The sequence below is a fragment of the Aquimarina sp. AWH4_224 genome (assembly GCF_056160245.1).
This window is the reverse complement of record NZ_JBSWWU010000006.1, coordinates 169,916-194,792: the sequence shown is the minus strand read 5'-3', so window position 1 is coordinate 194,792 and position 24,877 is coordinate 169,916. Positions and strand designations below refer to the sequence as shown.

The window sequence follows — 24,877 nt, the reverse complement described above, 5'->3', positions numbered from 1 at the left end:
AGAAATTGTATACGAACTATTATAAAAATGAATCTCTCTAATCCAGTTACAATATGAAAAGTCTAAAATTGCTAATAGGTATTTTAATCTTTAGTATCTGCATATCGTTTGTTGAAAAGAAAAGTGATAGGATGGATCCTATTGTAGGTGTTTGGAGAATAGAAAAAACCGTTCATGTCTTTAAAGATGGTAATACTGAAATCGAATATCCGTCAGAATGCTTTAAAAATAGCAGATATGAGTATAAATCAGACGGGAGTCTTATTTTCAAAAGAACAGAAGGAGAAAAGTTAGAGGAGTGTATTAACAGACCAAAGGATTTTTGGACTGGAAAGTGGAAAAAAGTCAATGACAAAACTTACCAGATGGATTATAGAGTTATGTTCTCCGATAAAAATATAAGTAATTACTCTAATAAGACCAATACTTTTTCTTTTTCGAATAATAACGACACACTAAAGATCTATGATGATTACTCTAAATCTGAAACTTCATTCGTAAAAAGTCCAGAGGGAGTTATTGTTGCCGATTATTCGGTTTATACGAGAGTGAAGTAAGAAAGGCAGGTAGTGTGTTTATAGTGTCTTGGATTTGAATTCTCTGTTACCACCAACTTTCCTGGATTATAATGGGTTAAGCGCATATACATTCATCACAATTTTGTTACCTTGGAACTCTTAGAAAATTCCTCAATGGGATTTTTAATGATCTATAGCCTTAACGTAATAAAGCTTTTAAAAAATCAAAATATAAGTATCCTTGCGAAAATTCTTTTTTGAAAAAAGGAAATACGGCTTTGAGCTGTTGATGGATGTACACACTTTTGAGAACAATCCTAATGTGTTCTTTGAGTCGGATCCCCATACCTGCGATTTTTTTGAGATTATGATTTTCGAAAAAGCTTCGGGAACGATGGATTTGAACGGACAGCTATTAGAAGTTGTTGAGAACAGTATATTTTTTATCTGTCCCTTTCAAAAAAAGTCCTGCAAAATCCCTCTCGAGGATATCAAAGGGTTTCATTTGGTGTTTCAAAATAACTTCTTGTCCGATTTTTTTGACGACAAACTGTTTGCATATCGATTACAATACTTTTATAACTCTCAACATCCTCAATATCTACTGCTGAAAGAAGAAGAATATGATATCATCCAATTTGCTTTGAAAGAGATAATTGCTGAGATCAACCATTATCATAATGATAGTTCTCATATCATACGTTCTTTGTTGTATTTTTCCTTATCAAAACTTAATCGATTCTATTCCACCTTTTATAATATTTCTCCAGATACCCAATCTGACACCAGAATTCACAAATTCAAAGAGTTACTCGAATTAAATATTCGCAAAACACATTCAGTAAACAACTATTGTGAAATGCTGCAATTAAACCGTCATAAACTGAACAAGTTGGTAAAAGAACATACGGGACACTCTTCAAAAGAAATCATCAATAATAGACTACTACAAGAAGTAAAGCGGGAACTTCGGTATTCTACCAAAACGATAGCAGAAATCGCCTATGATTTAAATTTTAGTGAACCCAACAATTTGACCAGATTTTTTAGAAAGATGGAGGGTGTTAGTCCTGTTGCCTACAGAAAAAATGCTCAAAATGATAGTTTTTAGGATTGAAATGATATGACCACAAGGATTGATATTCTTGATATTTGTAAATAAAAAATCATGACAAAAATCCTGTTTTCCATTATTTCTTTGTTGAGCCTTCAACTGGCTTTTGGACAAAGTTCACCGCAAAAGATTGAGATGATTCCTGCCAAATGGAATGTTCCCAAAGATGCGCTTTTTGAAAAATTTGACAATAGAGAAACTCTTGTCCTGAAAAAAGGGAGGGCTACGGTCAAAAATCTGAGTTTTACAAATGGGACAATCGAGGTAGATATATATGCTAATCCCAAAAGAAGCTTTGCGGGTATCAATTTCAGAGAAGACAACAACCATCTGGAGGAGGTGTATATGCGAATGCACAAATCAAACCAGGTAGACGCTGTGCAGTACACTCCCATGTTTAACAATGAGTCAAATTGGCAATTGTATAGAGAACACCAGGCAAAAGTACCTTTTAAAGATACAGGATGGAATGCCCTGCGAGTTGAGGTGAGTAATCAAAGTGCAGAAATCTTTGTCAATAATACAAAGGTAATGACAGTAGACAAGTTGAAAACAGAGCAATATCAAGGAGGAGTAGGGCTCTGGGCGTTGTTTGGGAATCGGTTTTCGAACTTTAGAGTCTCGCATAGCGATATAGATGAAAAACCTAACCTCGCCAAAGTAACAAAAGGAGATCCTAACATCATTACCAATTGGAAGATTACCAAGTCTTTCCCTTATGAAGAAGAAAAGCTAAGCTTTACGTTTTTTGCCAAAGAAAAATACACTTCGGTAACTACAGAAGAGTCAGGTCTATTGCCCATATCAAAATACGTTAAAAAGTCTTCTGCTGGTAGTTTTGAACAAAACAAGGAAGATTATATAGTTGCAACCAAAACCATCGAATCAGAGAACAACGAAACTCGCCTCTTTTCATTTGATTATAGTGACAAAATAATGGTATACCTGAATGGTAAACTTATGTTCAAAGGTAATAATGCTTTTAGATCCAAAGGCATTCAACATACGGGACATGTGGATATCAATACCAACAAATTGTATCTTGAACTTGAAAAAGGAACAAATACCATTCACTGTGTTGTGATAGATAAGGCAAATGGATGGGGGCTAATAGGTAAATTGGAATAAAACGATTTACAACATTGCATATAATAGATCGGTGTACAGATATTATATACAGAATACATTAGCCACAATCAGTTCATAATCTACCAAAAAGTATATCAAATTCGAAAATCTGTATAAGAAGTTTATGGGTAGAAATTTGTTACCATGAATGCACTAGTATTTGTATGTCAGTATGACCTAAAAGAATAAAAAGTTGGACTAAATCGGAAATGTAATATGATTTTTTTACTCTTGCTTTGTCTACAAAAATGGTTCTAGATTATAAAAAGATTAATTTATTTGGCAAGTTACTCTTCGAAACAATACTGCTGATCCCTCCTTTTAAAAAGGAAACCCCCTTACAAAACGAAGCCTGTTTTTTATACATCTTGAAGGGGGAATACAGTTCACTATCCCCTAAAGAACAAATTAAAGTAGAAACTGATGAATCGGTATTGATGAAATGCGGTAATTATTTGTCGAAAATGTTGCCGTCCGAATCAAGAAATGAATACCAAGCTCTTGCAGTTCACTTCCATCCTGAAGTGTTATTAAAAATATATGAAAATAAATTGCCTGGATTTCTTACAGATGCCACACCGGTAGATTTTGGAATAGCAAAATTGAATAGTGATATCATCATCAAAAAGTATGTGGAAAGCGTCTTTTTTTACTTCAGTAATCCAAATCTGGTCAATGAAGAGATTTTAGCTTTAAAATTAAAGGAAATCATACTACTCTTAAATCAGACTAAAAATGCTCCAAAAATTCGTGTTTTACTCTCTAATTTATTTAGTCCTACATCCTATACTTTTAGAGAAATTATAGAGGCTCACTATTTCTCGAACGTTACTTTGGAAGAACTGGCTCAATTAACCAATAAAAGTCTATCTACTTTTAAAAGGGAATTCAGAAAAATATATAAAAAACCTCCTGCGTCCTTTTTACGAGATAAAAAGTTAGAAAAGGCTGTAAAGTTATTGGGTTCAACAGAACTAAGAGCCATTGATATCGCATATGATTGCGGTTTTGCAGATGCTTCACACTTTTCTAAAAGTTTCAAATCCAAATACGGAATAGCTCCTACCAATTATAAAACGACCCATTTTGGCAAATCATTGAACTAATTGTAAAATATTTTCTATAGGCCTGTTTTCATCTTTGTACTATTAAATAATTACAAAAAAAGATGAAAAAAACATTTTTAATCGTGTTTATGCTTGCTATAAGTATAACACACAGTCTGAAAGTGCAGTCTGATGCAAAAGCCAAATTCCTTATTAATCAACTAGAGGCCGTAAATGGTGGCCGGAAAAATTTGTCTTCTAAAAAAGATGTGGAGTTTGTTTATGTCTATAGGGATATGGCAAAAGGTGTAGATGTTTCCAAGGAACGTCTAATATTTGATGGAGAGCATTCCTTTGGAGAATACTTTTTACACGAAGTAAACGTGTTGCCAACTTCAGAAGGGAAAGTAGCGCAGAGTTTAATCAATGGAAACATCAGAGTAGAATTAAATGGTAAAGAAATCACCAGTGAACCCGAAATTCAGCTGGGTGATTTTTTGAGAAGAGTAAATTTCTTCTGGTTTTCCATGATGTATAAACTAAACGATGATGCTGTGATCGCAAAACATATTGGTAAAGAACAAGTGAACAATATCCAATATGACAAAGTAAGTATTATCTATGATAGCAACAAAACGGGTAAACCTAGTAATGACGAATATATACTTTATTTCAACCCAACAACACATCTTGTAGATCTCTTTTATTTTTCTTTACCTGCTTTTGGTGTTCATAAACCCGTCTTGAAAATGGAATTAACGTATTCGGTTATCGATGGCGTTTATGTTGCCACAACAAGAAAGGGCATTTTTCCAGATAAAAAAGGAGAATACAAGTTAGCGGGGATCTATGAAAGTATAGATGTCAAATTCAACAATAACTTCAAAATAGAAAACAATAAAATTAAGTAAAATGAAGAAAATAATAGTTAGTTGTTTGGTTGCACTACTCATGTCTGCAACGTATGCGCAAGAATCATTAAGAGTTATAGAAATAGTGACTTTGAACAATGGTTATAACCTTAAAGATCATCTCAGTTATGGAGGAGAGATTGAGCCAATTTTGAACAAACATGGAATGCAGAATCTCGAGAATTTCCAGATTCTACAGAAGGCATCAGGAACTGTGGCAGAAGATGCGGTTAAAGTAGGTGTTTTCTCGATACAATCTCCAGAAAATTTAAAAGGTGTTTTTGAGGACAAAACGTATAAAGAAAAATATGTTCCCAAGAGAAACAAGATTCATGATATGCCTAAAATGACTTTTTTTATGGCAAAGACAATCTTTGAAAAAGACTACAATAAACAAAATACCATTCTAATTGATTTTGTTGTGCTCCAAGATGGATATATGATAAAAGATGCCAATAAATACTTTAAAAAGTTCTTATCCAAATACGGTAAAAAACATGGCTTAAAAAGATTTGCTAGTTACGAAATACTAAAATTCATGAGGGGAGTTGGCCCCAAAGAAACGGTATTGGTCAATTTTTATGAAGCTAAAAAAGAGAGTACAATGAAGAGTATTCTAGAAGACAAACAGTACCAACAAAAGTTGGTTCCTGTTAGAAACAAAATATTCAATATGAATGAGCTTTCAGTATTAATATCAAAATCAACTACAAAATAACCCAACAGATCATGGATACACAAAATGGAATAATAAATACAGGTTTTTTCTACCTTAAAAAAGACTCGAAATCTAATTTTGAAAAGTTTAGAAATAGAGCGCATGTAATTTTAGAACAGTACGGTGGAAGAATTGAGCGAATTATCAAACCAAATCAAGTAAAAGGAGAATTAGAGCTGCCAGATGAAATTCATTTTGCCTATTACCCGAGTATAGAGGCAAAGGAAAAATTTGATACAGATCCCGATTTTTTAGAGCTGAAAAAAGAATACGCAGCCACCTCAATTGAAAAGATGTTTGGATTTATAACCAATGAAAATCCTAATTTGGATTTTTATAGAGAGCATGGAGATACAACAAAAACATTTGCTATAGCATTGGTTTATCTAAAAGAAGGTAAAGAAAGCTACAAACAATTTGCAAATTATCAGCAAGAGGTGTCAACTATTCTTCCAGAATTTGGCATTCACTTTGAGCGATTTTTAATACCATTTGCTGCTGCTAACGATGCTTTTAAACAACCTAGTGAAATTCATAGGGTTTATTTCGATATTCCGGATAGTTTACAGAAAATGAATGAAGATAGTAGGATGCAAGCCTTGTTCCCCAAAAGAGATGAAAGCCTTGAAAATTTAGTTTTCATCATTGGTGAGGCTATTTCATAAAGTTTATGCTATTTCTAATAGCAGTCAGTATGTAATATTTTCTATGGGATTAACGGTTCGAGTAACTACTCGAACCGTTTTTAAATAATTATCTTACCTTCCATAAAAGTCGTAGTGTTTACATCTGTCACTTTTTTATCCTAATGCTAAATGGACATACAAACAGAACCCAAAATATGATACCATTACTATTCGAGATTGTTGCTTTGATATAGAAAGTATTGCTAAAAAGTAAGAACAAAAAGATGTATACCGTATTACATCGGAATGCATTACAATTTTGTTATCTTGGGACACATTGAAAATTCTATCAAAGAATTTTCAAGAATGTGCGCACAAATATTCGGTATCTCATAATAATGAACTCATACACTATGATTACATTTTTCACACTTTTATCTACATCCCAAACCAAACGCAACTTCAGTACAACACTAAAATTTCTTCTTATCTGCATGCTGTTACTACCGGTAAGTCATCATGCACAAAAAAGGAAAAAGAAAACTCAAGAACCTATTTTGAAGCTTACCGATTCTTTGTTTCATGGTTTGAAATGGAGAAATATAGGCCCGTTTAGAGGGGGCAGAAGTGTTGCGTCTTCTGGTGTTATAGGACAACCTCATACCTATTACATGGGCTCTACGGGAGGTGGAGTGTTCAAAACTACGGATGATGGTATTACCTGGAAAAATGTTTCGGATAAATTTTTTAAAACAGGATCTGTTGGTGCAATCACTGTATCAGAAAGTGATACCAATATTGTAGTAGTAGGAATGGGAGAACATGCAGCTCGAGGTGTGATGACTTCAATGGGAGATGGGGTGTATAAATCGATGGATGCAGGAAAAACATGGACTCATATAGGACTAGAAAAAACCTGCCATATCTCTGATGTGATTATTCATCCCACAAATCCAGATGTCATTTATGTAGCAGCACAAGGAGCACAATATGCACCTACCAAGGAAAGAGGAATTTACAGAAGCGTAGATGGAGGTAAAAGCTGGGAACAAATACTATTCATCAACACAAATACTGGAGCATCTTCGCTATCTATGGATATGAGAAACCCACGTATTTTATACGCGTCCATGTGGCAACATCGTCGTTACCCTTGGCTTATAGAATCTGGAGGCGAACATTCTGGCTTGTATACATCTACTGATGGAGGTGATACCTGGACCAAAATGAAAGGGGGACTGCCAACAGAATTTGGTAAATCTGGGATATCCGTTTCTCGAGCAAATCCAGAACGGGTTTTTGCGGTGATAGAAGCAGAAGGTGAAAAAGGAGGAGTGTATCGCTCTGATGATGCTGGTAAAAAATGGAAACAAGTAAACAAAAACCGTGTAAATATAGCCCGCTCCTGGTACTACATGGAGATTTTTGCCGATCCGCAAAATGAAAATGTAGTATATGTTTTAAATGCTCCAGTGATGAAATCGATAGATGGAGGTAAGAGTTTTTCTAATATCCCGGTTCCTCACGGGGATAATCATCACCTATGGATCAATCCATACGATAACACCAACCTAATCAATTCTAATGATGGAGGAGCCAATATTTCTTTCAACGGAGGGAAGAGTTGGAGCACTCAACAAAATCAGGCTACTGCTCAATTTTATCGAGTGATCACTGATAATTTGGTCCCTTATAATGTCTACGGAGGGCAACAAGATAATTCGGCAATTGCTATTGCGAGTCGTACCAACGACCAAGGAATTGATTGGAAGGATTGGTATTCTGTAGCGGGAGGAGAAAGTGCTTTTATTGCATTTGATCCAGATAATCCAGAGACGGTGTATGGAGGAACCTATCAAGGTAATATCAGCAAGTGGACCAAATCGTCGAGAGAACAGAAAGCGATCAAGGAGTATCCAGAATTGGGATTGAGTATAGCCCCAGAAGATTCGAAGTATCGCTACAACTGGAATGCGCCAATCATTTCATCACCTCATAATAGAAAAACCATTTATCATGCAGGGAATGTGGTTTTTAAAACAACAGATGGGGGTCTAAGTTGGACTACAATCAGTCCTGATTTGACAAAAAACGAAAAAGATAAGCATGGTCCCGGTGGAGGACCTTATACCAATGAAGCTGCTGGTGGAGAAAACTACAATACCCTTACCGCATTGGTAGAGTCTCAGCATCAGGAAGGTGTGCTATATGCCGGTAGTGATGATGGTTTATTGCACATCACCAAAAATGGAGGTGAGAGTTGGGAAAATATAACACCTGCAGGTATTTCTGATGGTATTATTAATAGTATAGACATTTCTGAACATGATCCTGCAGTAGCTTATGTAGTATTGATGCGCTACAAATCATTAGACCTCAATTCTTATATTTTTAAAACAAATGATTATGGAAAAACCTGGGTAAAAATCGTAAATGGGTTGGACGACCCTAATGGATTTGCCCGAGTGGTTAGAGCAGACAAAAGGCGAAAAGGACTGTTGTATGCTGGTACAGAGACTGGTTTGTATGTTTCCAACGATGATGGAGCACATTGGCAACGCCTTACATTAAATTTGCCAGTAGTTGCTATTAATGATCTCATTATTCAGGACAACGATTTGGTGGCTGCGACATCTGGACGTGGGTTCTGGATCTTAGACGATTTGGGTGTTCTTCAAAATATGACTACAGCACAAAAAGCCATTCAATTATTTCAACCAAAAGCCAGTTATCGCATTTTTGGAGGTGTTTCCAAAGCTGTAGGTCAAGGTCAAAACCCTAAAAGTGGAGTAACATTTGATTACTACCTGGATAAAGATGCAGATTCATTAGATCTTAAGTTGGATATTTTACAAGGAACAGAGGTCATCAGATCCTATACTAATAATAAACCAAAAGACTTTAAAACTTGGCCAGGAGGTCCTTCCAAACCTCAAATCTTACCTTCAAAACAAGGATACCATAGATTTACCTGGGATTTTGATCGAGAGGCCATTCCTGCTATCAAAAAACTTTTTGTTTTTGGGGGGCATTCGGGATCTAGTGTTGCTCCTGGGACGTATACTTTGAGATTATCTCTAGAGGACGAAACTGTAGAAACGAAGGCAACAATTCTTCCCAATCCGGCAATTCAATCCACTCCTGAAGCTTTTGTAGAGCAACAAAATATCTTGGTAAAGATTGAAAACACCTTAAGGGATATGCATGAATCTGTTATTCAAATGCGCTCTGCGAAATCACAATTAGCCCATTACGGTAAACTTTTAAAAGAGAACGACAAAGCAAAAGAGCTCATTGAAAAAGGAGAAGAACTGAAAAAACGGATCAATAGTTGGGAAGAGAACCTGGTACAGGAGAAACAAAAAACATTTCAAGATGTCATTAACTTTAATAACAAACTCAATTCGCAACTCATACAACTCTTAAACTATATAGATCAAGCAGATCCAAAGTTAACTAAAGGGGCGAAAGAACGTTTTGACGACCTCATGAAAGACTGGCAGGTATATGAAAATGAAAGAGATGCCATTATCAATACCGAAATGAAAGCTTATAATAATTTGTACAAATCATTAAATATTCCGGCCTTAATAATTGAAAAGAATTAGATCGGTAATGAATAAGATGTAGAGGAATTAAAGCCATAAATTGACGCAACCGATACTAGATTTTTTGATCTTTTAATAAACGCGGTGTCATGAAAAACTATCCTCTTATCAAAACTTTGACTCTATTACTAATCTTTGTATTCCTAATTGGTAGTTGTTCAAAGGACGATGGAGAAACTTCTTACGATCTAAGTGGAGATTGGAAAGTGGCTTACTATATAGAGAATGGGAGAAAAATTACTAAAGCGGATAAAAATACATGGCCAGACTCTAATAATGGAGATATCACTGCAAGTTTTTCTAAGCCAGATATTGAAGGCAAAGGAACCATTTCGGGAATAACGGTTACTAATAGTTATCAAGGCGAATATACTATTAAGGGTATCGGGAAGATAACAATAGGATCGGTATTCTCAACATTCATCAATGAGCCAGAATGGACTCAATTATATAATGTAATCGCTGTTCAAAGTTTTAAAATTCGAAATTCAGAACTTTTAATGTATTATAATAATGGTGAAAATATCATTGCCTTTGAACGTGATTAAAGAGTAATTCCTTTTTTATTAAGGATTTTCCCGGCAAAGATTTTAAGCTATAAATGGCAATACTTTCTCATAGGCCAAACTAGAGCAGTTATACATCAATTTCTTCCTATTGAGAGATCTGTTAATTAAGAATATTTTAAAACTAACTTTTAAGACTTTCTTAGTTTCGACTATTCAAAAAAACTATATTTACAAGATCATAAACAAAATCAAGAATGAAAAAACTCCTTTTTATTTCTGCAATAGTGCTTTTGGGTGCTTGTAAAACTGAAACAAACAAAACCGAAACAGACAAAACTACAACTGAAGATTCTCAAATCTCAGGAAACCCATTTTATCAGGAGTGGGATACTCCATTTGGTGTTCCTCCATTTGATAAAATTAAGGATGAACATTACATGCCAGCATTTAAAAAGGGGATGGAAGAAAACCTTGCTGAGATTGATGCGATTGTGAATAATTCTGAAGCGCCTACCTTCGCTAATACTCTTGAAGAATTAGAACGAACTGGAGAATTGCTTACCAAAGTACAACGTGTATTTTTTAATTTAACAGGTTCAAATACCAATCCTAAATTACAAGAATTACAACGTGAATTAAGTCCATTAGTGTCAGCGCACAACGATAAGATAGCGCTTAATGAAGGATTGTTTAATCGTGTAGAAAAAATTTGGCAAGATCGTGATAACCTTAATCTCAATAGTGAGCAGCGCAAGCTTTTAGAAGATACACGTAAGTTGTTTGTTCGAAGTGGAGCACTATTAAATAAAGAACAAAAAGCGAAAATTACAGAAATCAATTCTAAAATTTCTGAGTTAACCACTGCTTTTGGTCAAAATTTATTAGCCGAAACCAATGGTTTTGAGCTTATTTTGGATAAAACCGACCTCGAGGGACTGTCTGATGGTATTGTAGCTGCAGCTGCAGAAACAGCGGCGCAAAAAATGGAGAAAGCTGAAACTGAAGAAGAAAAAGCAAAATATAAAGACAAATACGTATTTACGCCGCATCGAAGCAGCATGTATCCATTCTTAACACAATCTACACGACGTGATCTACGTGAGCAGTTATATAAATCTTATGTGCAACGTGGAGATAATGATAACGAAACCGACAATAAAGAGATCGCTGCAAAAATAGCAAAACTGCGTGCAGAGCGTGCTCAGTTAATGGGATACGAAACTCATGCACATTTTGTATTAGAAGAGCGAATGTTAAAAACTCCTGCGGAGGTTTATGATTTGTTAATGCAGTTATGGAAACCAGCATTGGAAAGAGCTAAAGTTGAAGTTGCAGATATGCAAGCAGTTGTTGATAAAGAGGGGCATAATTTTAAAATAGCGGCTTGGGACTGGTGGCAGTACTCAGAGAAAGTTCGTAAAGCTAAATATGATTTGGATGAGGCTGCATTGAAACCATACTTATCATTAGATAATGTACTTAATGGTGTATTTGCGACAACAAACAAATTATGGGGTCTTACCTATACCGAGATATTCGATATTAATGTTTATCACCCAGATGCACGGGTTTGGGAAGTAAAAGATAAAGATGGTACTCATTTAGGAATTTTTATTGGGGATTACTTCACGAGATCAAACAAACGTGGTGGAGCATGGATGAGTAGCTTTAAAGGGCAATCAAATCTTGATGGAAAAGAACGCCCAATCGTAGTAAACGTTTGTAATTTTCCAGCACCTGTTGGTGATGATCCGGCACTACTTAGTTTTGAAAACGTAACTACCTTATTCCATGAATTTGGTCATGCTATGCATGGTATTTTAACTAATGTTACTTACGGTAGTATGGCAGGAACATCTGGACCTCGCGATTTTACCGAATTTCCAGCACAAATTCTGGAACATTGGGCAAGCGAACCAGAAATCTTGAAATCGTTCGCAACGCATTATAAAACTGGCGAAGTTATTCCTGATGAGTTAATCGGTAAATTACTGAAAGCCTCTAAGTTTAACCAAGGTTTTGCAAATACCGAATATCTGGCAGCATCATTACTTGACATGGATTGGCATACCATTAAAGCAGATGAAGAACTTAAAGATGCAGATGCTTTTGAAGATGCTGCAATGGCTAAAATTGGTTTGATTAAAGAAATAGCACCTCGTTATCGTAGCACGTATTTTGCACATATCTTTGCTGGTGGATATGCTGCTGGATACTATAGCTATGTGCACTCTGCAGTATTGGATTCAGATGGTTTTGCAGCTTTTAAGGAAGCTGGAAATGTATTCGATCCAGAACTTGCGGCAAAATTGAGAACGCATGTTTACGAAAAAGGTTCAACTGAAGAAGCAATGGAATTGTATAAACAATTCCGTGGACGTCAACCAAAAATAGACGCACTTTTAAAAGTAAGAGGGTTAGACGGTTCAAAAGACTAATCCCTTTAAAATGATTTGAAAAGCGGCGCGGAAATCCGTGCCGCTTTTGTTTAAAATATCCTGGTTATACTTATGAGGTTTCTTACAACTCTTGTTTTCTTTCTGTTTTTGTGTTCGAGTGCTGTAGTTTTTGCTCACCCCGAAGACGAACTTATTATATCGGAAATTGAACAGGGAGAACTTGCCTTTGAAGATCAGGAAATGACGGATGAATATAAAGCCGCCTTAAAACGTCGGCGGTTACGTCAACTAGCAGCAATGCCTTGGCAAGAAAAATTTTTGTTATTCATTAAATCGGGTATTGAGCATATCATTCCGAAAGGTTTGGATCATATTCTCTTTGTATTAGGGTTATTTTTTTCGAGCCTTGTTTTTAGGTCTTTACTTTGGCAAGTAACCGCTTTCACACTTGCTCATACCCTCACCCTAGCCTTGGCAGCACTGGGTTTTGTGCAAGCCCCTGGTGATATAGTTGAACCCCTCATTGCGCTTTCGATTGTCTGGATAGCGATCGAAAATTGCGCGTTCAAACAGACCAACAAATGGCGGCCTTTTATCGTGTTTAGCTTTGGGTTGTTACACGGTTTAGGTTTTGCATCAGTACTAAGTGAATATGGATTACCTAAAGATAATTTTGTACCTTCATTACTGGCGTTTAATATAGGGGTCGAAATTGGTCAGTTACTAGTATTGATTACCGCTGCTGTATTAGTTTGGTTTATTCGGAAAAAAAGCTGGTATCGTCAGCGAGTACAAATTCCAGCCTCAATAATGATTGCCTTGGTGGGCTTATTTTGGTTCATTCAAAGAGTGGTTTAATAGCATATTTAGAATTCCAGCTTAATACGATTCATGGGATAACATCTATATACCTGAATTTCATGCATTAATGGACTTTGGTTTCTCCCCTTTTTGTTAACTTAGTAGCTATTACAACTTATCATACGCAAACCATTGTACCACATATAAACCAACGATATGGGAAGAATACATTTGTTTGAATTCGAAGATCAAAAATGGTTCCCAAGTTTTCTAAGAAATTATGGAACGGATTTTTTGCAATTTTTATCCAACAAAACAAAAATGTATCAACCTGTTATCCCAATCATTAAAAAAGGACTGCAAAAAAGTAAAACGAATCAGATCATCGACTTAGGTTCTGGAGGTGGGGGAGGACTTATTTGGTTAAATACGGAGCTAAAAAAGGAAATTCCAGATTTGAAAATAGTGCTCACCGATTTGTATCCAAATATTTCGGCTTTTAGGTTCACAAAAAAGCAGGCTGATAATTTTAAGTTTATAGAAACTCCTGTTGATGCACGAAATGTACCTTCAGAATTAGACGGATTGAGAACGCAATTTTTATCACTACACCATTTTCAACCGAAGGATGCAAAACAGATTCTTCAAAATGCTATTGATACCAACAGTTTTATTGCAATTTTTGAGGCTCAGGAGAGGAGTATACCAAGTATCATAGCGATGATTTTTTCACCGATTAGTGTCTTATTAACCACACCCTTTATAAGGCCATTTAGGTTAGGGCGAATTATTTTTACCTACATCATTCCAATCGTCCCATTATTTGTGTTGTGGGATGGTATTGTTTCTTCTTTACGAACGTATTCTATTAAAGAAATGAATGCACTTGTAAAGGACTTAAAGGGAACAGAAAATTACAATTGGGAAATAGGTAAAGTAAAATCGGGCCCAGGTGTTGTTCTATATTTATTAGGAACTAAAAAAGAATGAAGATAGAGGCTGTCTTCTCTTCCCAACATTTCTAATGACTACAAACCGTAAATGAATTTATTGCAACTCAGTCGCAGTTGAAAATAATTGTTTATTTTTGCAACTGAGTTGCATTAGTTGAATATAACTTAGAATATCCAAAAGATTTTAGCATGAAAACGGTAACACTGGTTAAGAATTGGGCAGAAGGCATTGCTCCCGAAGTGCTTGAAAATATTCATCAAAGTGATATAAATGTCGCTATCTATCATAGAGATGTAAGTGTTTTAGAAAAGGAAATTAGCCATTTACTAACACGCGATATTCAACTCGATTCTTGTGGAAATATTGATACTATTTTGAACGAGGTTTCAAAAGTAATTAAGCAAGAGGAACATCAATTGATCCTCCAAGACATTCGAAATTTGTTAGAACTTTTTAAGGAGATGACTAACGCAAAACGTTTTCGACTGCTATTGGCAACTATAAACTCTAATATGTGTAGAAAATTCCATATGGATGTCAACGATTTACGAATGCTTTGCACCTATAGCGGTCCTGGTACTTTATGGCTTACGGAAGATAATGTTGACCGAAAAGCGTTGGAAACATATAGAGATAACCAATCTATCGTCATTGATGATAACCATATACAACAGGTCGAAACCGGATCTGTACTGATGCTAAAAGGAACGATATATCCAAAAGAAGGCACAAAAGGTGCTGTACACCGAAGTCCGACCATTGAAGAAAGTGGAGAAAGAAGATTGTTACTCCGTATCGATACAAAGTAATTTAAGAAATGATATCACAAACCATAGTCGAATTAGAAGAAGGTTTACAATTAAACCCTCAATTTGAAAAACGAAATGGATTACTGCCAGTGGCTGTTCAAGAAAGCTCTACAGGGCAACTCTTAATGTTGGCCTCTGTTAATAAAGAGGCGCTGTCAAAAACATTAAAAACCAAGATGGCGACTTTTTGGAGTACCTCTCGCAATCAACTTTGGACCAAAGGGGAAACCTCGGGAGATTGGCTTAGGGTTGATAAAATTTTAATCGACTGCGACCAGGATGCTCTAGTGTATCAGGTCACTTTATTAGGTAATGGTGTTTGCCACACTTTCGATTCAAAAGGGAAGCATCGTAAAGCTTGTTTTTACAGGGAACTCGATCTCGAACAAAATAGTCTTCAATTCATCGAAGGCATGCAATAATAAAGGATACAATTTACCGAACATATAGATATGATAGCAGAAAAAAAACTTCCAGTTACTGTTTTAAGCGGTTTTCTTGGAGCAGGAAAGACCACGTTACTGAATCATGTTTTACACAATAAAGAAGGCTTAAAAGTAGCCGTTATTGTAAACGATATGAGCGAAGTAAATGTGGATGCAGAGTTGGTTAAAAATGAAAACACTTTATCACGTACAGAAGAAAAGTTGGTAGAAATGAGCAATGGATGTATTTGCTGTACCCTACGAGAAGATTTGATGGTTGAGGTGGAGCGGTTGGCAAAAGAAGACCGTTTTGATTATTTGCTGATAGAAAGTACAGGAATTAGCGAACCCGTTCCTGTAGCCCAAACTTTTTCGTTTGTAGATACAGACAATGGAATTGATTTGTCAAGGTTCAGTTATATCGATACTATGGTAACTGTGGTAGATGCGTTTAATTTCTTTAATGATTTTGGAAGTCCAGAAAGATTGATGGATAGAGATCTTACAGATATGGAAGGGGACTATCGTACTATAGCCGATTTGTTAACCGATCAGGTAGAGTTCGCCAATGTGATTATTTTAAACAAAACGGATCTAATCTCTGATGAACATCTTAAAAAGTTAAAAGGAGCGATTCAAAAATTAAACCCTTCTGCGCAAATCATAGAATCCACCTATAGCAAAGTAGCTCCCGAAACTATTTTAAATACGGGGCTTTTCAATTTTGAAGAAGCAGAGCAAAGTGCGGGTTGGATCGAAGAACTTGAAAAAGATGAACATACCCCCGAGACTGAAGAATATGGAATTTCGTCTTTTGTCTTTAAATCTAGAAAACCTTTTGACCCAGGACGTTTTTTTGATTTTGCACACGATTTTCCGGATACCATTATCAGAAGTAAAGGGTTATTTTGGTTAGCTTCCAGACCAGAACAAGCTTTGATCTGGGGGCAGGCTGGAGGTTCTTTAAAAGCGAATAGCGCGGGTGTATGGTGGAGTAGTATGCCCATCCAAAAACGAATGCAGTATGTAGCATACATTGATAATCAAGACATCATCGAAGAACGCTGGGATCGTTCTTTTGGAGATAGAAAAGTTGAAATTGTATTTATTGGTCAGGAGATGGATAAAGAGAAAATTTTGTCAGATTTGAACGCTTGTCTTGCTACCGATGAAGAATTAGGAACTTTAAGATGGAAACTGGGTTATGATGATGATTGGCCTATACAAAGGGCCTATGCATTAGAATAGAATAGATAGGTTGTTGTAGGGATTGTGCATAGCGTCTTCTTTTCAGCAGTTAAAATTGATATAAAACTTAGCAAAGCGGGGTCGTATGACCTCGTTTTTTGGTTGTATATTATTACTTTTATATCCGAACAACCATTACAAACTTTTGCACAAATCTTAATCTAAAAGGCAACCAGAATGCGGATCATCACTCTATATCTTACCCTATTTTTTGTAACACAGGTTGTTACCTCCCAAAATGGATTTCAAAAGGCCTTTAGTTCAAGCACAGGACCTGGAATAGAAAACATTCGGATTAATTTTTCGGATACTGCGGGAAATGCTACCCATCTACCAATAGCTATTATAAAAGGTAAAAATGAGGGCCCTACGTTTACTATTGTGGCAGGAGTACACGGTTTTGAATATCCTCCTATTGTTGCTACACAAGCCTTGATGAAAGAAATTAACCCAGAACAACTTAGTGGAACTCTGGTTATTATTCCGATCGCAAGTATGGGCGCATTTTTTGCACGTACGCCATTTATCAGTCCTGAAGATCAAAAGAATCTCAACAACGCATTTCCTGGGAAAGCAGAAGGTAGTGTAACCTATCAAAAAGCACACTTTATTACAACGAATATTATCCCGGTTAGTGATGTTTTTCTGGATATTCATGGGGGAGATGCTCCCGAAGATTTGATTCCGTTTGTATGTTATTACAACAATACCAAAAAGCCGAAACAAACTGCTTTGGCCAAAAAGCTATCGATAGATAGTGGGTTTGAGTATGTAGTCTCTTACCCCTATACCATTTCAGACACTGATCCTGCCAAGTATACGTTTAAACAAGCCGTACAAGATGGAAAAACGGCGTTAAGTATTGAGTGTGGTAAATTGGGTAATGTTCAGGAAGATAACGTGAACCTAATTAAAAAAGGAGTATTTAATATGCTGGCAACTATGGATATGTATACTAGCAAAGCCACCGACGCCCATCCTAATATTGTGTACTGCAATAGCCAAAGCTATGTCAAGTCCAACGTGCAGGGAATTTTTTATAGCCAATACAAAGCAGGAGATATGGTTAAAAAAGGAGACATAGTGGGGTACTCTACAGACGAGTTTGGAACTGTTTTGGAAGAGTACAAATCACCCAAAGATGGAGTGATTTTGTATAATCTGGCTACACCACCGATCAACATTAATGATACAGTGATGTGTATCAGTTCACAAGAAAAAGAATAGTGTATATACCTAAGGTAACTATATGTCTTGTTTTGAAAGATATGGTAACCTTTAGTTACGCAACAACAACCGTTAGCAAATATTTCTGCAGTAATGAATAAACTATTATTAATTTTCGTAATTATCACAACACTTTTTAGTTGTAAAAAGAATACTATTTCGTATTTCGATGAAGAACTTCCTTCAACAACCCCTAAATTATTTGCCCCATCAATTGTTAATACAGACAGTATTGAACTTAATGTGGTTTTTAATTATGACCATACAGAAATGTTCTTTTCAAGAATTGTGAACAACAGTTTTGTTATTCACCATTCTGAACTCATTAATGGAAAATGGTCAGAAATTAAACCCATTAAGATGTATAATGACAATGTTATAGTTTCAGTTGCTTGTGATCCTACAATTACTAAAGATGGAAAAACAATGTATTTCCTTGGTGTTGACCCTAATCTTTACAATAATGATGTTACTCGAGAAGAACTTTATACCATACCACCGGATATTTATAAGAGTAGAAAAGTGGATGGTAAGTGGCAATTAGCTTCTAAAGTAGATTTTTCGGTTTCCACCGAATATTTAGAAACCTATCCTGTTGTTACAGCAGATGGCAGTTTGTATTTTCGCTCGAATAGACCAAGTAGTAAAGGAGGAATGCAAACATATCGTGCACAATATTTAGGAAATGAAAAATTTGAAACACCTGTAATCGTAACTACTAAGACAGAGAAAAAAGAACTGATAACTTATGTTTCACCAGATGAGCGGTATGCCATTACTAATGGACAAGGTAAATTTCAGATAACGTTTAATGATAACGGTGAATGGACAAAACCGAAAGAAATAGCATTAAAATACGAAAGCAACTGGCGTTATTATTGCCCGTATATGTCTTCTGACCGAAAATATTTTATCTATTCCAGAAAATATAATAACCCTGAAAAAAAAGGATGGGCAGGTGTTGAAAAAGGAGAAGTGTATTGGGTAAATGCCGACGTACTGTTCAATACAAAGTCGAATTAAATATTTGCTGGCAAAGTTTATCATTAATAACTGTTTAAATGACAAAAAGAAAGTATAGAAATAGATTAAAGGTCATCGTACCACTAAAACGTTTGTGAATTAAAATTCGCACTACTTATAAACAAGACTTTGTGATTAAGTAATAGCATAAACATGGATAGAAAAGAATTTTTAATTACGATTTGGGAAAAAGGAATGAAACCAATACTGTTTTTGGGAGTTATTATTTTCTGTATTAAATTCCTTGTCGACCTTTTTACCGAAAATGGTCCGGAGAGACTTCTTACTATCGGAGTTATAGGGATTGTTATGATGTATACTATCATTTATCTTTTAGGAGAGTTGTTAAATAAAACAACCAACATTGTCATTTCAAGACTACCAGATTCGGTGAAATTTTGGATTCGTGTTTCTGTAAAAATGATGGATTATATTGCTCCTATCTTGTTCGGAATTTTAATATATCATTCTTGGAAAAAAGATTGGATTGGCGCTTCAATAATCTTAGGAATAGTTCTAATCGAGAGAATAAATAATATAATAAAAGAGGAAAAACAGGCTACGACATGAAATATCATGTCATCGCAGCTTGATGACTAAACAGATAATCTGGTTATTTGGAGTGATGCTGTACTCACTGTTAATAAAAGATAGCAATCATTTGGCAAGAAAGTCGAAAAGCGTGGTAACATTTTACCCCGCTTCAACATATATGTTAAACGTTGCGAGAAATAAAAACAAAACTTAATGATTCCTGACTTTTTAAAGAAATTTGAATCTGATCTAAAAAAATACGAACGTGAGTTTGTTCGAATAAATGCCAAACCAAGAAAAGAAAAACTTCTTGAAGATAACCTGAATCTAAAGGATAGTAAATTTCTAGGAAAACCATTCTTTCCAATTCATAAAGAATATCCAAAAGATAAAAGTGGGAAACCTATGATAATGGTTGCTCAACTAAATTTTGAGCAAATTCCGGAATTAGACTACTTTCCAAAAAATGGAATTCTTCAACTTTTTTTATCAATTTCAGGCTGGTATGAAGATGATTCAGCTATCATTTATCATTCGGTAGAGGAATTGAAGAAAGAGCATATGATTGATTTTTCATTTATTACAGAAAAGGATTATGACGAAATGCCCGTTTATAAACTTCACCAACTGTCATTTGAAAAAGGAATTGATAATGGTGGTTCAGAGGATTCCCAGTTTGACTATCTTTTTGATGAAAAGGATTATTGGGATTTTACGGAAGACTTGACCGAAGAACAAGAAAAGTTATTTGGTGAATATTTTAACGCAATGGGGCATAAAATAGGTGGATATGCTGAATTTACCCAATCTGATCCAAGAGACTATAACACGGACCAAAAAGATGATTTGCAGGTTTTGCAAATTGATGTTGATGATCATATAATGTTTGGCGATAGTGGGCTTGGGCATATTTTTATAAGTAAAGAAAACTTAATTAAAAAAGACTTTTCTAAGGCATATTTTTATTGGGATTGTTGTTGAAAAACAAGTAACTTTTTCCTCTACTACAGCACATATAGATAAAAGTTAGTATAGAACTAAAAATGAATAGAAAAATATCTTCTGATATAACGAGAATCTTTCAGATCGCATTAATGGTGAAATTTATCATTTTATCAATTGTAGTTTTTATGCTGCTATTCATTTTTGACTTAAAAATAAACTTGATACTGTTTGCTTGTTGGTTGATTGGTATCCTCGTCTTACGTCAAATGGGGATTGCCAAACTCAAAACCGTCTATTGGAATCACCAATCTTTATTCATTGGACATGCGAAATCTAAACATTTAGTTCCATTAACTGATATAAAAATTGTTGAACGAACTTTTCTTTTTGATGACTTTCCTTATAGAATAAAGTATGAAGCATCTGGACAATTAAAAACATTATACTTTCTTCCGAAAAGTAAATTTTTTCAAGATTTTATAGGGGAAAATGAACTAATTGAACAACTTAAAAAAGAAATTAAAAGATCTAATACTAATAACATATAAGCGTATTACAATAGGGTTTACACAAAACGTAATAGCTAATTATACCAAAGCAAATTATGAAAAGAGCATTCTTCATCACAATCGTTACTTTTTTTGCGTGCGCTATAAGTGCGCAAACCACAAAAAATCCTTCATTTGAAGAAGTGATTTCTTTGAGATCAGTATCCAATCCTGTCATATCACCTGATGGTCAACATATAGTGTTCGAATCGCAATCTGTGGATTGGAACGAGAATAAATACGATAGGGAATTGTGGATATCCAAAAATGGAGATACCCCTTTTCAATTGACAAATAATGCTGAAAATAGAAGTAATAACCCTAAGTGGTCGCCTGATGGCAAATGGATTGCTTTTTTGTCTAAAAAAGGGAAAAATACACAAATACAGGTGATTAGATCGGCAGGAGGAGAATCTTTTCAGGTAACCCATACCAAAAAAAACATTTCTAATTTCGAATGGTCACCAGATGGACAAAAAATTGCTTTTCTTCAATCCGAGGATAAATCCAAAGAAGAAGAAAAACGAGAAGACAAATATGGTGGCTTTGCTGTAGAAGATGCCGAATATAGCTTACGGCAAATTTGGGTTGCAGAATTTAATCCTGAGTTGTTAACTCAAATGCCTTTACCAGAGCAAATTAAGGACACGGTGTATTCTGAAAAGTTAAAAGCCAAGTTACTAATCGATAGCGTTGCGTTTTCTATAAATAGTTTTAAATGGTCACCAGATGGGCAAAAAATTGCTTTTGGACATCAACCTAACCCTACTATAAATGGCTTTTTTAAAGCGGATATCTCCATTTATGATATTGCCTCCAAAAGCCATAAGGTTTTGGTAAATAATCTGAGCTATGATGGATTGGAGGGGTGGTCTCCAGATAGTAAGTCAATACTGTACGAATCAAGTCTAAACGATAGTACTTCTAATTACTACAAAAACGGCAAGCTGTTTAGAATCGATTTGGATGGATCCAATACCAAACAATTAGCTAAAGATTTTGATGAAAATATCAGTAGAATTGTTTGGAATAAGAATGGAATATTTGGATTAGCCTGGCAAAAGACAGTTAGGCAGATGGTAAGAATAGATCCCAAAAATGGAACTACGACAATACTAACCAATAGCCCCAAAAGAATATGGAGTTATTCATTCTCTAAAGACGGAAAAAGAATAGCATATTCTGGAGTAAATGATGAAGATCTATCAGAGATCTATCAGAGCGAATATCCTATAAAAAACCCAAAGCGATTAACCCAATCCACACAGCAAATCCAGAATTGGTTAGCCGCAAAGAGTGAAGTTGTCTCGTGGAAAAGTAAAGACGGAGCTATAATAGAAGGTGTGCTACACAAACCTATGGATTATGATCCAAACAAGAAATATCCACTTCTGGTGATTATTCATGGAGGACCTACAGGAATTTCAACGCCAAGTGCTACACCTGCTTATGTTTATCCTATGATTCAATGGCTTAATAAAGGTGCACTGATATTAAGACCCAATTATAGAGGTTCTGCAGGTTATGGTGAAAAGTTCAGGTCATTGAATGTCAAAAATTTAGGAGTTGGAGATGCATGGGATGTAATTTCTGGAGTGGATTATTTAGAAAATAAAGGTATTATCGATGGGAATAAGGTAGGTGCCATGGGATGGAGTCAAGGGGGATACATATCAGCTTTTCTAACGACAAACTCCAATAAGTTTAAAGCTATTTCTGTTGGTGCCGGAATTTCTAACTGGATGACCTATTATGTAAATACCGACATTCATCCATTTACAAGACAGTATCTTAAAGCAACACCTTGGTCAGATAAAAAGATATACGAGAAAACCTCACCAATGACAAACATTCGTAACGCTGCAACACCAACACTAATTCAGCATGGAGAGTTTGATAGAAGAGTTCCTACGGCAAATGCCTACGAGTTATTTCAAGGGCTTAAAGATGTAGGAGTACCGACAGAGCTTATCATTTATAAAGGATTTGGACATGGTATCAATAAACCAAAAGAAAGGCTTGCTGCTATGTGGCACAACTGGCAATGGTTTGGTAAGTATATCTGGGATGAAGAAATTGAATTACCAGAAAAGTAAAAATTTACTTTACCGAATGGTAAAACATTCATGATGTCTATGAATCGTTATGCCATTTACTAATATAATTATGACTTATTTAAAAACGGATAGAGATTAAAAAACTATTAGAAAAATCCAAACTTCTCAAAACGTTCGAAGCCGAACTTGATGTTGATGTTGACGTATTCGTTACTGAAATCAGAAAATATACAGAACAGGGCTATTACTCACCTATGTTAGTGCTTTTTGATTTGTTTAGTTCTGAAAATAAAAAGTATATAGGGGATGTGAGCTTTAGAGATTTCATAATTCGAGAAAAATGCAACGCGCAAAATTTGAATACTATAAATTTATCGAAAGTAAAAGCAGAATATAGTTTCGAAGATGGAAGTTTGAAAATAAAAACTCAAATACATGGTATGCAAGCATTACCTTTTTTATTGAGGTTTTTTTTTCTATTCATTTATTTCTTCTCTATGTTTTTTATGCAACTAGAACTTTTACTTAGTTTGTTTTCCTCGGATACCAGATATGTGGATAGTAGTATGATATTTGGCCCCTTAGGTTTAAGTGTTTTTGTGTATTTTCTGGTTTACAAACCTTATAAAGCAGCTAGAAATAACATAAGAGAAATAAAAAATGATATAGAACTAATATACCAGAAAATAGAAAAAATGTCTTCAACCCCAGTGTAACTAATAGATGATATACATGAAACAAAATTCGATATTAAGCTAAGTGAAACTCAATATTTAGAAATGAACAGCAGAGCAATTTGGAAATACTATGTAGACATTAATATGTTTAATATACCTTTTTCTCTGTTTTTTGGATTTACGTCCGGTATTTTCTGGAGCTTAATTATGTTTTCTTCCTTCGGTATTTTAATGGGATATATCGGATTTCATGCGTTTAAAAAGAATGAGTATTTTGGATATTACAATTTAGGTTTTACTAAATTCAACTTGATAAAAAAAGTATGGTTGATAAATGGGTCTATATCTTTTTTAGGGCTATTAATTTTTATGATATTCAGATAAATGAATGTGTTAGAAGTCACTGGTCTCAATAAATCCTATGGTAAAAAAGTAATCTTAAAAGACATTTCTCTTCAATGTAAAACAGGAGAAATAATAGGGGTTTTTGGACGAAATGGAACTGGGAAATCTACCTTGTTACAAGTAATCTTTGGTACGGTAAAAGCTGATTCAGTTCAGATCAAAATTAATTCGGAAATAATCACTCCCAAAGAAATTATTCCGTCCAAACAAATAGCCTATTTACCTCAAGATACATTTTTGCCCAAAGAGAAAACAGTACGAGAAATTATACCCATGTTTTTCCCAAATGGAGACGATCAGGATAAGATTTTTTATGCTCCAAAAATCGCGAGTTTTGAAAAAATAAAAGCAGGAAAATTATCTATGGGACAACTACGATATTTTGAGTTATTACTTATTGGAAATCTCAATCATCCATTTATAATGCTGGATGAACCTTTTTCAATGATCGAACCTCTCTATAAGGATATCATCAAAAACCTTTTGTACGAACTTAAAGAAACAAAAGGAATAGTTTTAACCGATCATTATTACAACGATGTTCTACAAGTAAGTGATCGAAATTTTGTCATCAAAGATGCTCAAAAAATTGGAGTAAGGTGTAAAGATGATTTGGTCAAATATGAATATTTAAACTCCAAATAGGA

23 protein-coding genes are annotated in these 24,877 nt (G+C 35.0%); all 23 read left to right on the top strand.

The window, feature by feature from the left end; genetic code table 11:
- Nucleotides 1–53 precede the first annotated feature (53 nt).
- Nucleotides 54–557, top strand: coding sequence for a hypothetical protein (locus tag ACXAGJ_RS13425; RefSeq protein WP_474840663.1), 504 nt, complete (start codon nt 54–56; stop codon nt 555–557).
- Nucleotides 558–759: 202 nt separating this feature from the next.
- Nucleotides 760–1,629: an AraC family transcriptional regulator gene (locus ACXAGJ_RS13420; RefSeq protein ID WP_474840661.1), complete on the top strand. Its 870-nt coding sequence runs from the start codon at nt 760–762 to the stop codon at nt 1,627–1,629.
- A gap of 57 nt (nt 1,630–1,686) precedes the next feature.
- The gene (locus ACXAGJ_RS13415) at nt 1,687–2,760 is read left to right on the top strand and encodes a 3-keto-alpha-glucoside-1,2-lyase-like domain-containing protein (RefSeq protein ID WP_474840659.1); all 1,074 of its coding nucleotides are present in this window, start codon (nt 1,687–1,689) and stop codon (nt 2,758–2,760) included.
- Between the two features lie 248 nt (nt 2,761–3,008).
- The gene (locus tag ACXAGJ_RS13410; RefSeq protein WP_474840657.1) at nt 3,009–3,866 is read left to right on the top strand and encodes a helix-turn-helix domain-containing protein; all 858 of its coding nucleotides are present in this window, start codon (nt 3,009–3,011) and stop codon (nt 3,864–3,866) included.
- 62 nt (nt 3,867–3,928) lie between these two features.
- Nucleotides 3,929–4,717, top strand: coding sequence for a DUF6503 family protein (locus ACXAGJ_RS13405; RefSeq protein WP_474840655.1), 789 nt, complete (start codon nt 3,929–3,931; stop codon nt 4,715–4,717).
- Between the two features lies 1 nt (nt 4,718).
- Entirely contained in the window at nt 4,719–5,435 is a 717-nt protein-coding gene (locus ACXAGJ_RS13400; protein ID WP_474840653.1) for a hypothetical protein, read from the top strand.
- A gap of 11 nt (nt 5,436–5,446) precedes the next feature.
- Complete coding sequence (locus tag ACXAGJ_RS13395) at nt 5,447–6,100, top strand: hypothetical protein (RefSeq protein ID WP_474840651.1); 654 nt, start codon at nt 5,447–5,449, stop codon at nt 6,098–6,100.
- Nucleotides 6,101–6,555: 455 nt separating this feature from the next.
- Entirely contained in the window at nt 6,556–9,669 is a 3,114-nt protein-coding gene (locus ACXAGJ_RS13390) for a VPS10 domain-containing protein (RefSeq protein ID WP_474840824.1), read from the top strand.
- 89 nt (nt 9,670–9,758) lie between these two features.
- Nucleotides 9,759–10,217, top strand: coding sequence for an META domain-containing protein (locus ACXAGJ_RS13385; protein WP_474840649.1), 459 nt, complete (start codon nt 9,759–9,761; stop codon nt 10,215–10,217).
- Between the two features lie 215 nt (nt 10,218–10,432).
- Nucleotides 10,433–12,616, top strand: coding sequence for a M3 family metallopeptidase (locus tag ACXAGJ_RS13380; RefSeq protein ID WP_474840647.1), 2,184 nt, complete (start codon nt 10,433–10,435; stop codon nt 12,614–12,616).
- A gap of 72 nt (nt 12,617–12,688) precedes the next feature.
- Nucleotides 12,689–13,435, top strand: a complete 747-nt coding sequence (locus ACXAGJ_RS13375) for a HupE/UreJ family protein (RefSeq protein ID WP_474840646.1) — start codon at nt 12,689–12,691, stop codon at nt 13,433–13,435.
- 159 nt (nt 13,436–13,594) lie between these two features.
- Entirely contained in the window at nt 13,595–14,368 is a 774-nt protein-coding gene (locus ACXAGJ_RS13370; protein ID WP_474840644.1) for a hypothetical protein, read from the top strand.
- Nucleotides 14,369–14,520: 152 nt separating this feature from the next.
- Nucleotides 14,521–15,141 (top strand): DUF1826 domain-containing protein, encoded by a 621-nt coding sequence (locus ACXAGJ_RS13365; RefSeq protein ID WP_474840642.1) that lies wholly within the window; start codon nt 14,521–14,523, stop codon nt 15,139–15,141.
- Between the two features lie 8 nt (nt 15,142–15,149).
- Nucleotides 15,150–15,563, top strand: a complete 414-nt coding sequence (locus ACXAGJ_RS13360; RefSeq protein ID WP_474840640.1) for a phosphoribosyl-AMP cyclohydrolase — start codon at nt 15,150–15,152, stop codon at nt 15,561–15,563.
- Between the two features lie 30 nt (nt 15,564–15,593).
- Nucleotides 15,594–16,814 (top strand): GTP-binding protein, encoded by a 1,221-nt coding sequence (locus tag ACXAGJ_RS13355; protein WP_474840638.1) that lies wholly within the window; start codon nt 15,594–15,596, stop codon nt 16,812–16,814.
- Nucleotides 16,815–16,991: 177 nt separating this feature from the next.
- The gene (locus tag ACXAGJ_RS13350; protein WP_474840636.1) at nt 16,992–18,041 is read left to right on the top strand and encodes a succinylglutamate desuccinylase/aspartoacylase family protein; all 1,050 of its coding nucleotides are present in this window, start codon (nt 16,992–16,994) and stop codon (nt 18,039–18,041) included.
- Between the two features lie 93 nt (nt 18,042–18,134).
- Complete coding sequence (locus ACXAGJ_RS13345; protein WP_474840634.1) at nt 18,135–19,064, top strand: hypothetical protein; 930 nt, start codon at nt 18,135–18,137, stop codon at nt 19,062–19,064.
- A gap of 153 nt (nt 19,065–19,217) precedes the next feature.
- Nucleotides 19,218–19,634: a hypothetical protein gene (locus tag ACXAGJ_RS13340; RefSeq protein WP_474840632.1), complete on the top strand. Its 417-nt coding sequence runs from the start codon at nt 19,218–19,220 to the stop codon at nt 19,632–19,634.
- Nucleotides 19,635–19,811: 177 nt separating this feature from the next.
- Nucleotides 19,812–20,579, top strand: coding sequence for a YwqG family protein (locus tag ACXAGJ_RS13335; RefSeq protein ID WP_474840630.1), 768 nt, complete (start codon nt 19,812–19,814; stop codon nt 20,577–20,579).
- 62 nt (nt 20,580–20,641) lie between these two features.
- On the top strand, nt 20,642–21,091 hold the full coding sequence (locus ACXAGJ_RS13330) for a hypothetical protein (protein ID WP_474840628.1): 450 nt from the start codon (nt 20,642–20,644) through the stop codon (nt 21,089–21,091).
- 56 nt (nt 21,092–21,147) lie between these two features.
- The gene (locus ACXAGJ_RS13325) at nt 21,148–23,187 is read left to right on the top strand and encodes an alpha/beta hydrolase family protein (RefSeq protein WP_474840626.1); all 2,040 of its coding nucleotides are present in this window, start codon (nt 21,148–21,150) and stop codon (nt 23,185–23,187) included.
- A 215-nt stretch (nt 23,188–23,402) separates the two neighbouring features.
- Complete coding sequence (locus ACXAGJ_RS13320) at nt 23,403–23,864, top strand: hypothetical protein (protein ID WP_474840624.1); 462 nt, start codon at nt 23,403–23,405, stop codon at nt 23,862–23,864.
- A gap of 345 nt (nt 23,865–24,209) precedes the next feature.
- Nucleotides 24,210–24,875: an ATP-binding cassette domain-containing protein gene (locus tag ACXAGJ_RS13315; RefSeq protein ID WP_474840622.1), complete on the top strand. Its 666-nt coding sequence runs from the start codon at nt 24,210–24,212 to the stop codon at nt 24,873–24,875.
- Nucleotides 24,876–24,877 lie beyond the last annotated feature (2 nt).

Excerpts from the sequence above, each read along its gene's own strand:
- ACXAGJ_RS13425 (WP_474840663.1), top strand. The coding sequence starts at position 54 with ATGAAAAGTCTAAAATTGCTAATAGGTATTTTAATCTTTAGTATCTGC.
- ACXAGJ_RS13415 (WP_474840659.1), top strand. The coding sequence starts at position 1,687 with ATGACAAAAATCCTGTTTTCCATTATTTCTTTGTTGAGCCTTCAACTG.
- ACXAGJ_RS13410 (WP_474840657.1), top strand. The coding sequence starts at position 3,009 with ATGGTTCTAGATTATAAAAAGATTAATTTATTTGGCAAGTTACTCTTC.
- ACXAGJ_RS13405 (WP_474840655.1), top strand. The coding sequence starts at position 3,929 with ATGAAAAAAACATTTTTAATCGTGTTTATGCTTGCTATAAGTATAACA.
- ACXAGJ_RS13400 (WP_474840653.1), top strand. The coding sequence starts at position 4,719 with ATGAAGAAAATAATAGTTAGTTGTTTGGTTGCACTACTCATGTCTGCA.
- ACXAGJ_RS13395 (WP_474840651.1), top strand. The coding sequence starts at position 5,447 with ATGGATACACAAAATGGAATAATAAATACAGGTTTTTTCTACCTTAAA.
- ACXAGJ_RS13390 (WP_474840824.1), top strand. The coding sequence starts at position 6,556 with ATGCTGTTACTACCGGTAAGTCATCATGCACAAAAAAGGAAAAAGAAA.
- ACXAGJ_RS13385 (WP_474840649.1), top strand. The coding sequence starts at position 9,759 with ATGAAAAACTATCCTCTTATCAAAACTTTGACTCTATTACTAATCTTT.
- ACXAGJ_RS13380 (WP_474840647.1), top strand. The coding sequence starts at position 10,433 with ATGAAAAAACTCCTTTTTATTTCTGCAATAGTGCTTTTGGGTGCTTGT.
- ACXAGJ_RS13375 (WP_474840646.1), top strand. The coding sequence starts at position 12,689 with ATGAGGTTTCTTACAACTCTTGTTTTCTTTCTGTTTTTGTGTTCGAGT.
- ACXAGJ_RS13370 (WP_474840644.1), top strand. The coding sequence starts at position 13,595 with ATGGGAAGAATACATTTGTTTGAATTCGAAGATCAAAAATGGTTCCCA.
- ACXAGJ_RS13365 (WP_474840642.1), top strand. The coding sequence starts at position 14,521 with ATGAAAACGGTAACACTGGTTAAGAATTGGGCAGAAGGCATTGCTCCC.
- ACXAGJ_RS13360 (WP_474840640.1), top strand. The coding sequence starts at position 15,150 with ATGATATCACAAACCATAGTCGAATTAGAAGAAGGTTTACAATTAAAC.
- ACXAGJ_RS13355 (WP_474840638.1), top strand. The coding sequence starts at position 15,594 with ATGATAGCAGAAAAAAAACTTCCAGTTACTGTTTTAAGCGGTTTTCTT.
- ACXAGJ_RS13350 (WP_474840636.1), top strand. The coding sequence starts at position 16,992 with ATGCGGATCATCACTCTATATCTTACCCTATTTTTTGTAACACAGGTT.
- ACXAGJ_RS13345 (WP_474840634.1), top strand. The coding sequence starts at position 18,135 with ATGAATAAACTATTATTAATTTTCGTAATTATCACAACACTTTTTAGT.
- ACXAGJ_RS13340 (WP_474840632.1), top strand. The coding sequence starts at position 19,218 with ATGGATAGAAAAGAATTTTTAATTACGATTTGGGAAAAAGGAATGAAA.
- ACXAGJ_RS13335 (WP_474840630.1), top strand. The coding sequence starts at position 19,812 with ATGATTCCTGACTTTTTAAAGAAATTTGAATCTGATCTAAAAAAATAC.
- ACXAGJ_RS13330 (WP_474840628.1), top strand. The coding sequence starts at position 20,642 with ATGAATAGAAAAATATCTTCTGATATAACGAGAATCTTTCAGATCGCA.
- ACXAGJ_RS13325 (WP_474840626.1), top strand. The coding sequence starts at position 21,148 with ATGAAAAGAGCATTCTTCATCACAATCGTTACTTTTTTTGCGTGCGCT.
- ACXAGJ_RS13320 (WP_474840624.1), top strand. The coding sequence starts at position 23,403 with ATGTTAGTGCTTTTTGATTTGTTTAGTTCTGAAAATAAAAAGTATATA.
- ACXAGJ_RS13315 (WP_474840622.1), top strand. The coding sequence starts at position 24,210 with ATGAATGTGTTAGAAGTCACTGGTCTCAATAAATCCTATGGTAAAAAA.